This window comes from Shewanella sp. JNE2 (assembly GCF_023159115.1).
In the GTDB taxonomy this organism is placed as follows: Bacteria; Pseudomonadota; Gammaproteobacteria; order Enterobacterales; family Shewanellaceae; genus Shewanella; species Shewanella putrefaciens.
Window position 1 is genome coordinate 1,224,090 of sequence record NZ_CP096169.1, and the last position, 12,129, is coordinate 1,236,218.

At 44.5% G+C, this 12,129-nt stretch carries 11 protein-coding genes and 1 other annotated feature; of the genes, 9 read left to right on the forward strand and 2 right to left on the reverse strand.

The window, feature by feature from the left end:
• Nucleotides 1-64 precede the first annotated feature (64 nt).
• The 9 genes from rpsP to MZ182_RS05600 all read left to right on the forward strand — a co-directional run bounded on the left by rpsP (nucleotide 65) and on the right by MZ182_RS05600 (nucleotide 8,080).
• Nucleotides 65-316 (forward strand): 30S ribosomal protein S16, encoded by a 252-nt coding sequence (rpsP, locus tag MZ182_RS05560; RefSeq protein ID WP_011790265.1) that lies wholly within the window; start codon nucleotides 65-67, stop codon nucleotides 314-316.
• Nucleotides 317-336: 20 nt separating this feature from the next.
• Nucleotides 337-867 (forward strand): ribosome maturation factor RimM, encoded by a 531-nt coding sequence (gene rimM, locus MZ182_RS05565; protein ID WP_011790264.1) that lies wholly within the window; start codon nucleotides 337-339, stop codon nucleotides 865-867.
• A 15-nt stretch (nucleotides 868-882) separates the two neighbouring features.
• A complete protein-coding gene (trmD, locus tag MZ182_RS05570) occupies nucleotides 883-1,629 on the forward strand; it encodes a tRNA (guanosine(37)-N1)-methyltransferase TrmD (protein WP_248065605.1) in 747 nt (248 codons plus the stop codon).
• A 34-nt stretch (nucleotides 1,630-1,663) separates the two neighbouring features.
• Entirely contained in the window at nucleotides 1,664-2,017 is a 354-nt protein-coding gene (gene rplS, locus MZ182_RS05575; protein ID WP_006080791.1) for a 50S ribosomal protein L19, read from the forward strand.
• A gap of 252 nt (nucleotides 2,018-2,269) precedes the next feature.
• On the forward strand, nucleotides 2,270-3,361 hold the full coding sequence (locus tag MZ182_RS05580; RefSeq protein WP_248065606.1) for a 3-deoxy-7-phosphoheptulonate synthase: 1,092 nt from the start codon (nucleotides 2,270-2,272) through the stop codon (nucleotides 3,359-3,361).
• Between the two features lie 28 nt (nucleotides 3,362-3,389).
• Nucleotides 3,390-4,529 carry a bifunctional chorismate mutase/prephenate dehydrogenase gene (tyrA, locus tag MZ182_RS05585; protein ID WP_014610126.1) on the forward strand — a complete coding sequence of 380 codons (1,140 nt, stop codon included), beginning with the start codon at nucleotides 3,390-3,392 and terminating at the stop codon, nucleotides 4,527-4,529.
• 217 nt (nucleotides 4,530-4,746) lie between these two features.
• The gene (gene hcp, locus MZ182_RS05590; RefSeq protein ID WP_011790260.1) at nucleotides 4,747-6,411 is read left to right on the forward strand and encodes a hydroxylamine reductase; all 1,665 of its coding nucleotides are present in this window, start codon (nucleotides 4,747-4,749) and stop codon (nucleotides 6,409-6,411) included.
• A gap of 76 nt (nucleotides 6,412-6,487) precedes the next feature.
• The gene (locus MZ182_RS05595; protein WP_014610128.1) at nucleotides 6,488-7,603 is read left to right on the forward strand and encodes a hybrid-cluster NAD(P)-dependent oxidoreductase; all 1,116 of its coding nucleotides are present in this window, start codon (nucleotides 6,488-6,490) and stop codon (nucleotides 7,601-7,603) included.
• Between the two features lie 141 nt (nucleotides 7,604-7,744).
• Entirely contained in the window at nucleotides 7,745-8,080 is a 336-nt protein-coding gene (locus tag MZ182_RS05600) for a hypothetical protein (protein WP_011790258.1), read from the forward strand.
• Nucleotides 8,081-8,207: 127 nt separating this feature from the next.
• Here MZ182_RS05600 and MZ182_RS05605 read toward each other — a convergent pair whose 3' ends face one another.
• Nucleotides 8,208-10,187 (reverse strand): chorismate mutase, encoded by a 1,980-nt coding sequence (locus MZ182_RS05605; protein WP_248065607.1) that lies wholly within the window; start codon nucleotides 10,185-10,187, stop codon nucleotides 8,208-8,210.
• A gap of 40 nt (nucleotides 10,188-10,227) precedes the next feature.
• Nucleotides 10,228-10,347, reverse strand: a sequence feature (Phe leader region).
• 189 nt (nucleotides 10,348-10,536) lie between these two features.
• Nucleotides 10,537-12,045 carry a leucyl aminopeptidase gene (gene pepA, locus MZ182_RS05610; protein WP_011790256.1) on the reverse strand — a complete coding sequence of 503 codons (1,509 nt, stop codon included), beginning with the start codon at nucleotides 12,043-12,045 and terminating at the stop codon, nucleotides 10,537-10,539.
• Nucleotides 12,046-12,129 lie beyond the last annotated feature (84 nt).

Consider the following 12,129-nt stretch of genomic DNA (forward strand, 5'->3'; position numbering starts at 1 on the left):
TCGCGAACACGGGGTTCCAGTTTTTATTTTTGCTTCAAGCAAATCATTAGAGGATTGAAAACGCATGGTTACCATTCGTTTAGCTCGTGGCGGCGCTAAAAAGCGTCCATTTTACAACATCGTTGTTGCTGACAGCCGTAACGCTCGTGACGGTCGTTTCATTGAGCGTGTTGGTTTCTTCAACCCATTGGCCCGTGGCCAAGAAGAAACTTTACGTTTAGATCTAGCACGCGTTGAGCACTGGGTTTCTAACGGTGCTGCTACAACAGAACGTGTAGCAAAATTGATCAAAGACGCTCGTAAAGCAACTGCTTAATAGCGTTAAGGTATAGATTGATGAGCAGTAACCAACAGCCAGTCGTACTGGGGAAATTAGGCTCCTGTCATGGCATTAAAGGTTGGCTGAGAATCACCGCCTATACCGATTCTGTTGAAGGTATCTTTGATTATTCACCTTGGCTTATTAAAGAAAATGGTGAATGGCGGGAAGTAAAGGTCACTCAGTGGCGATACCAAGGTAAGGCAGTTGTTGCCGAGCTTGAAGGTGTCAATACCCGGGAGCAAGCGCAAATGCTCACAAATTGTGAGATAGCGATTTTACCGGAACAGATGGATGCATTGCCAGAAGATGAATTCTATTGGCGTGATCTTATCGGTTGCGAAGTGGTCAATACAACAGGTTATAACATGGGGATCGTCGATCAGATCGTGGAAACAGGATCGAATGACGTATTACTGGTTAAAGCCAACGCTAAAGATAGTTTCGGCAAAGTGGAACGTATGATCCCCTTTGTCCCTGAGCAATTCATCAAAACGGTGGATGTGCAAGGTAAACAGATTTTAGTGGATTGGGATCCTGACTTCTAAGTCGAGGTACAACAGATGTGGTTAGGGGTAATAACCCTGTTCCCAGAGATGTTTCGTGCCGTTACAGACTTTGGTGTTACGGGTCGAGCCGTGAAAAACGGCCTGCTTGAGTTGCACACGTGGAATCCCCGTGATTTCACCCATGATAGACATAATACGGTAGATGACAGGCCTTACGGCGGTGGTCCCGGCATGTTGATGATGGTGCAACCCTTACGCGATGCCATTCATGCTGCGAAAGCTGCTGCAGGCGAAGAGGCAAAGGTGATTTATTTGTCACCTCAAGGACGCAAGCTGGATCAGCAAGGCGTGACTGAGTTGGCTAAATCATCCCGGTTGATTTTGGTGTGTGGTCGGTACGAAGGTATTGATGAGCGCATCATTCAAACGGAAGTGGATGAAGAATGGTCGGTTGGGGATTACGTGCTTTCGGGCGGCGAATTACCTGCGATGACCATGATAGATGCAGTATCGAGATTGGTTCCTGGTGTGCTAGGAAAACAAGCTTCGGCGGAGCAAGATTCTTTCTCCGACGGTTTACTGGATTGTCCTCATTACACTCGCCCTGAAAGCCTTGATGGACTCGATGTACCCGCAGTGCTGCTAAGTGGCAACCACGAACAAATTAGACTCTGGCGTTTACAGCAAAGCCTTAGTAGGACTTTACTGCGACGACCAGAATTATTGCAAAATCTAGCTCTGACTGACGAACAATCGACTCTTTTAGCGCAGTTCGTTGAAGCAATGGACAAGCATGCTTAGTCGTAGCTCAGTTAATTCTAGAACGGAGTAAGTTATGAACAACATCATTAAAATGCTCAACGATGAGCAAATGAAACAAGACGTTCCTGCGTTTGGTGCTGGTGATACAGTAGTCGTTCAGGTTCGTGTTAAAGAAGGTGACAAAGAGCGTTTACAGGCTTTCGAAGGCGTTGTAATTGCTAAACGTAACCGTGGTCTGCACTCTGCATTCACAGTACGTAAAATCTCTAATGGTGAAGGTGTTGAGCGTGCATTCCAAACGCACAGCCCTCTGATCGCAAGCATTGAAGTTAAGCGTCGTGGCCGCGTTCGTCGCGCCAAACTGTACTACTTACGTGATCGTTCAGGTAAATCTGCACGTATCCGTGAGAAATTGGCAACTAAATAATAGTTCCAGTTACAGAAAACAAGACGTAGTGTTCGCACAGAAAACCGCCCTAGTGGCGGTTTTTTGTTTTTACTGTTTAATTCTTCCTTGATCTTAATTTTGTTTGCAGGCATAGTTGTCGCCTTGTTGTAATGGTGTAGCGTTACGGTATTGCAACTGGGTAGGGAATACTTTTCCTTATTCCTCATGGACATTGAGTGATTTGAACTTGTGCTCCAAATTATTCCGAATTAATAGCCTCAGGTGGTAAGCATGCAGCAGGATACGATTAACAACGTACACATCAGTTCAGAGAAAGTCTTAATCACGCCGCAAGAGCTTAAAAATGCCTTGCCACTGTCTGAGCATGCCTATCGTTATATTCTTAATGCCCGTAAAACTGTGGCTGATATTGTCCATAAACGTGATAACCGTGTGTTGATTGTGGCAGGACCTTGCTCCATACATGATATCGCCGCTGCAAAAGAATACGCTTTAAGGCTTAAAACTCTGCACGATGAACTCAGTGATGAGTTTTACATCTTAATGCGAGTCTACTTTGAAAAGCCGCGTACTACGGTCGGTTGGAAGGGCATGATTAACGACCCCGATATGGACGAATCCTTCGATGTCGAAAAAGGCTTAAAGATGGCGCGTGAACTGATGATTTGGCTCGCCGAGCTTGAGCTGCCCGTCGCCACTGAAGCACTCGATCCTATTAGCCCACAATACATTTCTGAATTAGTCACTTGGTCTGCTATTGGCGCTCGCACCACTGAATCGCAAACCCATAGGGAAATGGCATCGGGTCTGTCTATGCCGGTGGGCTTTAAAAATGGCACCGATGGTAAGCTCGATGTAGCGATTAATGCGCTAAAATCGGCGGCCAGTAGCCACAGATTTATGGGCATTAACCAACAGGGTCAAGTTGCTTTGCTGCAAACCGCAGGTAATCCAGATGGACATGTGATTTTACGCGGTGGTGCAACGCCCAACTATGATGCGACGAGTGTGGCAGAGTGTGAGGCGCAGCTTCACAAAGCGAAACTCAATGCACGTTTGATCATCGATTGCAGCCATGGTAATTCATCGAAGGATTACACCCGGCAGATACCCGTATGTGAAAATGTATTCGAGCAAATTTATAACGGCAATAAGTCGATCATTGGCGTCATGCTAGAAAGTCATTTAAATGAAGGTAATCAAAGCTGTGACAGGCCATTAAATGAATTGGCATATGGCGTTTCTGTGACAGATTCTTGTATTAATTGGGAAAAAACAGAAACCATTTTACGGGAGGGTGCATCGAAGTTATCTTCAGTACTCCCGACTCGTTTCGATATGCTCAAAGTGGCGAATGCTTAATATCGCCAGTGCCTAATGGATCCTATGTATGAATGAAAAAACAACGGCCGAATTAGAACATCTTCGAAGCTTAATTGATGGTGTCGATCAGCAATTACTGCATTTACTGCGTAAGCGCTTGGATCTCGTTGCACAAGTGGGCACGGTGAAACACGGCGCTGGTTTACCCATTTATGCACCGCAGCGTGAAGCTGCCATGCTAGCTAAACGCCGTGATGAAGCAAAAGCCCTAGGAATTGAGCCGCAGTTGATCGAAGATATTTTGCGTCGTTTGATGCGTGAGTCTTATCTTAATGAGAAAGATGTTGGCTTTAAACAAGTGAAAAAAGATCTAGGAACTGTGGTGATTATCGGTGGTAAAGGCCAGCTTGGTGGACTATTTTCACAAATGCTGACCTTATCTGGCTACCAAGTAAACCTGCTCGATAAAGACGATTGGCAACAAGCGGATAGCTTATTTGCCGATGCGGGTATGGTATTAGTGACTGTGCCGATAGCGATTACCTGCGAGCTTATTCGTGAAAAACTGACTCAGTTACCAGCAGATTGCATTTTGGCCGATTTGACCTCTATCAAGACTGAGCCAGTTAAAGCCATGCTTGAGGCGCATTCTGGTCCCGTCGTTGGTTTTCATCCTATGTTTGGTCCTGATGTGGGCAGTTTGGCGAAACAAGTTGTTGTTGTTTGTCATGGCCGCTCGCCGGAAAAATATCAATGGCTACTCGAACAGATCGCCATTTGGGGGGCTCGGATTGTCGAAGCTGAGCCAGCGCGTCACGACAGTGCGATGCAATTGGTACAGGCGATGCGCCATTTCTCAACCTTTGTATATGGGTTAAATCTTTGCAAGGAAGAGGCGGATATTGAGACGCTGTTGCAATTTAGTTCGCCAATTTATCGTTTAGAGCTCGCTATGGTAGGGCGTTTATTTGCCCAAAGCCCAGAGCTTTACGCTGATATTATTTTTGCTCAGCAAGATAGTCAGCATGCAATTGGCGATTATTTAGATAACTACCGTGAAGCCCTAGAGCTGCTCAAACGGGGTGACAGGAACGAGTTTATTAAGCAGTTCCAAGCTGTTGCTCAGTGGTTTGGGGATTTTGCACCGCAATTTCAGCGCGAAAGTCGTATTATGCTGCAATCGGTCAATGATATGAAAACCAATTAATTAATAATATGTTACGCCATAAAAACGCCCATCATTGATGGGCGTTTTGTTATGTCAAGTTCGACGTTGTCACATTTAATATTAGTGATCGCTTAAGGTGATGACCCTCGCAAATTTGAGAGAGGATTTTAAAAATATCTATCGCTTGTACAGGGTTTCGGTAGACTAAGTTTAAACATGCATAAATAAAGCATGAATTTAAATTAGGAGTCTATCCATGTTTTGTATTCAGTGTGAGCAAACTATTCGTACACCAGCAGGTAATGGTTGTAGCTATTCTCAAGGTATGTGTGGCAAGTTGGCCGCGACATCTGACTTGCAGGATTTATTGATTTATATGCTGCAAGGGGTTTCAGTGTATGCGGTTAAGGCCCGTGAGTTAGGTATTGTCGATGCCGAAATCGATAGTTTCGTACCTAAAGCATTCTTTTCTACTCTGACTAACGTTAACTTTGATGATGAGCGCATAGTCGCTTATGCACAGCAGGCTGCTAAATACCGCGCTAGTTTGAAAGCGGCTTATGAATTAGCCTGTGAAAGAGCGGGAAAAGTGGCAGAGCAAGTGCCAGAAGTGGCACAGTTAGTGTTGGGCACCAGTAAAGTTGAAATGCTCTCTCAGGCACCTATCGCGTTATTGAATAAAGACAAGCATGAAATCCATGAAGATATTCTTGGTTTAAGATTACTCTGCTTATATGGCCTTAAAGGCGCCGCAGCCTATATGGAGCATGCTCGAGTGCTTGACCAAACAGACGCTGAGGTTGCGGGCCGATTTCACGAAATCATGGCATTCTTAGGTGAGTCGAGTGTCGATGGGGATAAGTTATTTGCCACAGCGATGGAAATTGGTCAATTAAATTACCGTATTATGGCGATGCTCGATGCGGGTGAAACCCAATCCTTCGGTCACCCCGAACCAACGGTGGTGAATACTAAGTCAGTTAAAGGCAAGGCGATTTTAGTCTCAGGCCATGATATGAAGGACTTAGAGCTTATTCTTGAACAAACTGTAGGTAAGGGCATTAATGTCTATACCCATGGTGAAATGTTACCAGCACTGGCATATCCCGCGTTTAAAAAATATCCTCACCTGGTTGGTAACTATGGCAGTGCTTGGCAGAACCAACAGAAGGAATTTGCCAATTTTCCTGGCGCTGTGGTAATGACATCAAACTGCATTATTGATCCAAATGTGGGCAGTTATAGCGATCGTATTTTTACTCGCAGCATCGTTGGCTGGCCTGGCGTTATGCACATCATCGGTGATGACTTCTCGGCAGTAATTGATAAAGCACTTGCTTTAGAGGGTTTTAATTACGATGAAATTCCGCACAAAATCACCATAGGTTTTGCTCGCAATGCGTTAATGGCGGCAGCCCCTGCTGTGGTTGAAAATGTGAAAAATGGTTCAATAAAACACTTTTTCCTTGTGGGTGGTTGTGACGGTGATAAAGCCGACAGAAGCTACTTTACTGAACTTGCTAAATCTACACCTAAGGATTCAATAATCCTGACGCTAGGTTGTGGTAAGTATAAGTTCAATAAACTCGAATTTGGTGATATTAACGGTATTCCGCGTTTGCTCGATGTGGGTCAATGTAACGATGCTTATTCTGCGATCCAGTTAGCGATTGCATTAGCTGAAGTGTTTGAATGTGATATCAATGAATTACCTCTGAGCTTAGTGCTTTCTTGGTTTGAGCAAAAAGCCATTGTTGTATTGCTGACCTTGCTTTCTCTTGGCGTTAAAAATATCCGGACAGGGCCAACACCTCCTGCTTTCTTAACGGCAAACTTAGCCAAAATTTTAGAAGATAAGTTTGGTTTAAGAAACACTACCACCGTTGAGGCGGACTTAAAGACCATGCTAAACGTGGCTTAACTCAGCCTAGAACTATTGGTTAGTTGCGGTTTTAGCTGAATGGGTAAAACCGCAGTTTTTCGTGGGTAAAATTGCTATGAATATGAGTGTAATATCGAAAGCAGAGGCTTTATCTATTGCTCCCAAGCTAAAGGGGAGCTTCAATCATTTAGTGTGTGTTGAGCGTTGGGAAGAAACTGCTGATGTGGTGAGTTTTCGTTTTCAGGCGGGTGAGCCAATGAAGTTTGATTACAAGCCGGGGCAGTTTATGACCTTTGTGCTTGAGATTAATGGGGAACAGGCTTGCCGTAGTTATACCTTGTCATCTTCGCCTTCGCGGCCTTATTCCTTAATGGTAACGATAAAACGTGTCCCTGGTGGGCTTGTATCTAACTATCTTATCGACCATCTTTTGCCTGGTCAGAGTGTCAGAGTGTTACCACCTACAGGTCAGTTTAATCTGTTTGATATTCCTGCACAGAAATATCTTTTTTTGAGTGCAGGTTGTGGCATTACGCCCATGTACTCTATGTCGCGATATTTAACTGACAGTCAAATGGATGCAGATATCGCTTTTTTACACAGCGCCCGAACAGAAGTTGATATCATTTTTAAATCCTCCTTAGAAACCATGGCTCTGCGTCACCGCAGTTTTAAACTTCGTTATATGTTGGAATCTGTCACTACCACCAAACCTTGGCATAACGAGCCTATATTCTATGATACAGGCCGATTAGATGCCGAAAGTTTACGCAATTTAGTGCCCGATTTTGCTGAGCGAACGATATTCTTGTGTGGTCCAGAACCTTATATGCAATCGGTAAAAAGCATCCTTAACGAGCTTCAGTTTGATATGAGCCAATTGCACCATGAGAGTTTTGCTACTGCGGTTAAAGAGGCACAAAGCCGAGTCAAACAAGCTGAAATACTGGGCATAGAACACGCAAATGCCAGTTCGTCTTTTATGTTATCAATCGGCGATAAAACGCGAGCCTTATTACCTGAGCAAACCTTGCTTGAAGGTATTGAAGCCGAAGGTTTGCCTATTATTGCCGCTTGTCGCTCAGGCGTTTGTGGGGCTTGTAAATGCCAAGTGGTAGAAGGAACGACTGAGTCGAGTAGTACCATGACCCTAACACCTGCAGAAATTGAAGCGGGTTATGTTTTGGCCTGTTCAACGAAACTAACATCGGATGTGACGCTCGTTCTCTGAACGCAAAAATACCAAGGATATATTTTCATCACACAGAAATATTTTAACTCCTGAGTTGCGATTCTTGCTGTGAGAACGTAAGGTTAAAGACAAGGGCGTAGTTGTTTGCGCCTAGTCTATTCGTCTGGCTGGAGTCTCTCAATGACAACGACAACCACTTATGCCGCAAAAATTGAAGATCGCAGCCTTGGGCATTTGCTTTATGCATTGATGTCGGGCTTTCCCTTACTTTTACTGCCTGTATTACTGAGCCTATTTATTAATCTCTCTCAACGCCAATCTCATGGGAATGCACTTTTGGTATCGCATTTGCGTTGGCAGCGACATTCTAATCTTATCTTTATTGGCTTATTAGTGCTTGGCTATTGGGTGCCGATAACTTGGCTCAGTCTTTCGATTTATCTGTTTGGTATTATTTGGTTTTGCCATCGTATTATTAAAGGCTGGCTGGGCCTTATCGATGGCATCGAAGTTTAGTTGTACTCTCCTGTCTACTTGCACTTTCGAGTTTGGTTCACTTTTTTGTTAGCTTTATGCTTTGATAGCTGTAAATGACCAGCAAACGAGTTGGTCATTTACGCTTTATCAGAGGGACATTTCCCTGTCAGTTGTACAGTTCTCTTACAACTGAACTCATCAGCTTAAGTGAATCATTGTCATTTAGGTTGCAGTTAAGCACTAAACCATCGGCTTTTAATTGTTTAATACCTTTGGTTTGTAAGATCAATGCTTCATCCGCGATGGCGTAACAAGGATTGATGACGATAGGAAGATGACTGGTGGCTTTTATCTGAATAAGGCTCGTTAAATCCAATGTAGGAAGATTAGCGTTATTGAAGGTGCGAACGCCCGAGTCACAGAGGATCAACTGTTGATTCCCTTGGCTTAAAATGACTTCCGTTGCCGCTAAAAACTCCTCATAGCTCGCCATATCGTTACGTTCAAGTAATAGTGGGATAGGCAGAGTCCCTGCTTGAGTGAGTAAGGATTGATTAAACATATGTTTACCTGTCAAAAACAGCATATCGCCCTGCTGAGTTGCTAGGACCATATCAATTGCTTGCTCAATGGCGATAATGCATAACAGATCGTATTGATGCAGCGTTTGGCGAAGCTTTGGCAAGATAAGTTCTGGACTGACAAGCTGGTTAATGTTGTCCAAAATAACGGCTTGAAATCCCGCTTCTTTAAGCTGTTTTATTTTATGTTCAAACTGCGTTAATGCTAAGTGAGACTGCTCGTGTGTGAGCACTATCTTAGCTATTGCGCCGATATTACCCGCACCAATGCAGAAAGGGCCGCAGTTAATCTCGCTTGCCTGTGCTTTGTAGGCCTTACTGTATCTAAATGGATTAGCATCGGGAACGGTATCGCTAATCACTTGGGTTTTCGAGGTGCTAGGTTCAATTAATAGCTGGCTGTTGCTCAGTTGGGTTGGTTTTACCGTCTCGCATGGATAACAACCTAATACTTTGATAAATCGAGTGATCCGCTCTAATTGTTTTAATCCTGCTTGCATCGCTTCACTAGAAATATTGGCATCAATATCAAGGTAAAACATTTCCTCCCAAGGGGTTCCGGGAATCGGTCTTGATTCGAGTTTACTCATATTTAGCTGATGAGCTTTCAATACCAACAGGGCTTCCACTAATGCCCCCGCCTTTTGACCCGTTGCCATAATTAAAGTGGTTTTTGCAGGCAGTTGTTCTGGCACGGCAACGGCTTTTCGGGCGACAACAATAAAGCGGCTCTGGTTAATCTTCTGATTTGCAAGTCCCGCTTCTATGGATTCTAACTGGTATAACGCACCACCTTCGACGCTACCAATAGCTGCGGCGCTATTGTCTGGGCTCTGATTGACCCTCTCCATCGCTTCAGCACTGCTTGAACAGTATTCTAGCCTTAAGTCCTTATGCTGGCTTAGGTATCTGCTACATTGACTAATTGGTTGAGGGTGGGCGTAAACGGTTTTAATGTCGCTTATTTTACTGCCGGCTTTAGCTAACAGACAGTGGCTGACTTCGATAGTCGTTTCGCCGACGATGGAAAGGCTAGTGTGTTGCAGTACATCATAAACTTCATTAATGGAACCCGATGAGGTGTTTTCAATCGGTAGGAAACCGTAATCTGCATGCCCTGATTCTACTGCTTGCACTATTTCATCGAAGCTTTGGCAACCTAAGTCCAGCATATCGACTTGACGGCGCTGGCAATAACGCGTTGCGGCAAGGTAAGAATAGGAGCCTCGAGCACCCAAGTAGGCGATACAATATTGCTGTTTTTGTGTCTCTGGATTGGCACGGCCGTGCAGATATGCTTGTTGATTTAATACTGAATCTTCAATGATGCTTTGGTAAAGTGAGATCACATAATGGGCATCGAGGCCTTTTTCTCTCCCTGCTTTGACCAGCCTAGCGAGGAGTTCTTTTTCTCTTTGTGTATCCCTAATCGGTCTGACATCAACCTCTTTACTGCGGGCAACTTCTAAACTTAAGCGGCGGCGCTCGGCGAGTAATGAGAGAAGTTCATTATCGAGATGGGTGATTTGCTCTCGAGTTTGATTTAAAGGCTGTGGTTTATGCATGATGACCTCAATTGCCGCCGTGTATTAATCAATCGTTTAAGACAAAAAAGCCTCCCATTTGGGAGGCTTTGGATTTTTACTTTCGTTTTTACACAGTAAATCCGCCTCCTAGAGTGGGGGTGTAAAAAAGAAAGTAAAAAAAGTTGCTGTCATTGTTTTCATGGGGTTAAAACTAAAGGGCTAGGGCGCGGCTGTCAATCAAAACTTGTTTAATATGAGGGATTGTCAAATAACAATCAGGGATAGCTTAATGTTCCTTAGGAGTAATCATAAAAACTCTATTTTCAAGGAGATAAAAAAGGCGAAGAGGATTATCTTCGCCTGTTTATATGTTAGCTTTGAATTAAGTTTATTCGCCTAATTCAACGCCAGCACGATTGATCAAAAATTGAGTCAAAAGAGGGACAGGACGACCCGTCGAGCCTTTATTGGCGCCACTATTCCATGCTGTGCCCGCCACATCTAAATGGGCCCAATTGTACTTTTTAGCAAAGCGCGATAGGAAGCAAGCTGCAGTAATGGCTCCCGCAGGACGACCGCCTAAGTTGGTCATATCCGCAAATGGGCTGTCGAGCATATCTTGATATTCATCCCAAAGAGGCATGCGCCAAGCGCGATCACCGCTTTGTTCACCTGCATTTAGCAGCTCGTGTGCCAATGGGTTGTGCGATGAGAATAGGCCAGAAGCATGCTTACCTAAGGCTATCACGCAAGCCCCTGTAAGGGTCGCTGTATCAATAACCAGCTCAGGTTCAAAACGCTCAACATAGGTTAATACGTCACATAGTACTAAACGACCTTCAGCATCGGTATTGAGCACTTCAACGGTTTGGCCTGACATTGTGGTCAGAATATCACCTGGGCGATAAGCATTCCCCGAAGGCATATTTTCACAGCCTGCGAGTACGCCCACGACGTTGATGGGTAAATTCATTTCACAAATGGCTTTCATGGTGCCAATAACACCCGCTGCACCACCCATATCGTATTTCATCTCATCCATAGCTTCGCCAGGTTTTAATGAAATGCCGCCAGAGTCAAACGTTAACCCCTTTCCAACCAATACGATCGGCTTTTCAGTGCTGTCGATTGCGCCTTTATATTCCATCACTGTCATGATGGATTCATTCGCACTCGCACGACCAACTGCGAGGTATGAGTTCATCCCCAGTTTGGCCATTTGCTCTTCGCCGATAGTAGTAACATGTAGATTTTCGTGCACTTCGGCCAGTTGACGAGCTTGAGAGGCCAAATAAGCAGGATTACAAATATTAGGGGGCATGTTTGCGACATCGCGACACAAGTGCATACCGGCAGATACTGCCATACCGTGTTCAATGGCGCGTTCGCCTAAAGTCAATTCTCGGCGAGTAGGGACATTGAAAACGAGTTTACGTAGAGGGCGGCGCGTTTCACCTTTACGGGTTTTTAGGGCATCGAAGCTATATAAACTACTGTTTGTCGTTTCAACGGCTTGACGTACTTTCCAATAGGTATCTCGGCCTTTAACGTGTAATTCAGTTAAAAAGCACACTGCTTCCATTGAACCAGTTTCATTTAATGTGTTGATCGTCTTAGTGATGATCTGCTTATATTGGCGTTCGTCTAGTTCTCGTTCTTTGCCACAGCCAACTAATAATACGCGTTCGCTTAGTACGTTAGGGACGTGGTGCAGTAATAACATCTGCCCAGGCTTTCCTTCCAAGTCTCCACGACGCAATAGGTTACTGATGTAACCCTCACTAATTTTGTCTAATTGCTCCGCGATACCCGATAGACGACGGGGTTCATAAACACCGACAACGATACAGGCTGAGCGTTGTTTTTCGGGGCTACCGCTCTTTACGCTAAACTCCATGGGCACTCCTAGATTCTTAAAGACAAATTTTTATATTTATTGGATAATGTCTGCTTGTCCCGAAAAGGGCCTAAGTTATTACTC

Coding starts and splice junctions, on each gene's coding strand:
- rimM (WP_011790264.1), top strand. CDS start 337: ATGAGCAGTAACCAACAGCCAGTCGTACTGGGGAAATTAGGCTCCTGT.
- MZ182_RS05580 (WP_248065606.1), top strand. CDS start 2,270: ATGCAGCAGGATACGATTAACAACGTACACATCAGTTCAGAGAAAGTC.
- trmD (WP_248065605.1), top strand. CDS start 883: ATGTGGTTAGGGGTAATAACCCTGTTCCCAGAGATGTTTCGTGCCGTT.
- MZ182_RS05605 (WP_248065607.1), bottom strand. CDS start 10,187: ATGCATAAACCACAGCCTTTAAATCAAACTCGAGAGCAAATCACCCAT.
- rplS (WP_006080791.1), top strand. CDS start 1,664: ATGAACAACATCATTAAAATGCTCAACGATGAGCAAATGAAACAAGAC.
- MZ182_RS05600 (WP_011790258.1), top strand. CDS start 7,745: ATGACAACGACAACCACTTATGCCGCAAAAATTGAAGATCGCAGCCTT.
- hcp (WP_011790260.1), top strand. CDS start 4,747: ATGTTTTGTATTCAGTGTGAGCAAACTATTCGTACACCAGCAGGTAAT.
- tyrA (WP_014610126.1), top strand. CDS start 3,390: ATGAATGAAAAAACAACGGCCGAATTAGAACATCTTCGAAGCTTAATT.
- rpsP (WP_011790265.1), top strand. CDS start 65: ATGGTTACCATTCGTTTAGCTCGTGGCGGCGCTAAAAAGCGTCCATTT.
- pepA (WP_011790256.1), bottom strand. CDS start 12,045: ATGGAGTTTAGCGTAAAGAGCGGTAGCCCCGAAAAACAACGCTCAGCC.
- MZ182_RS05595 (WP_014610128.1), top strand. CDS start 6,488: ATGAATATGAGTGTAATATCGAAAGCAGAGGCTTTATCTATTGCTCCC.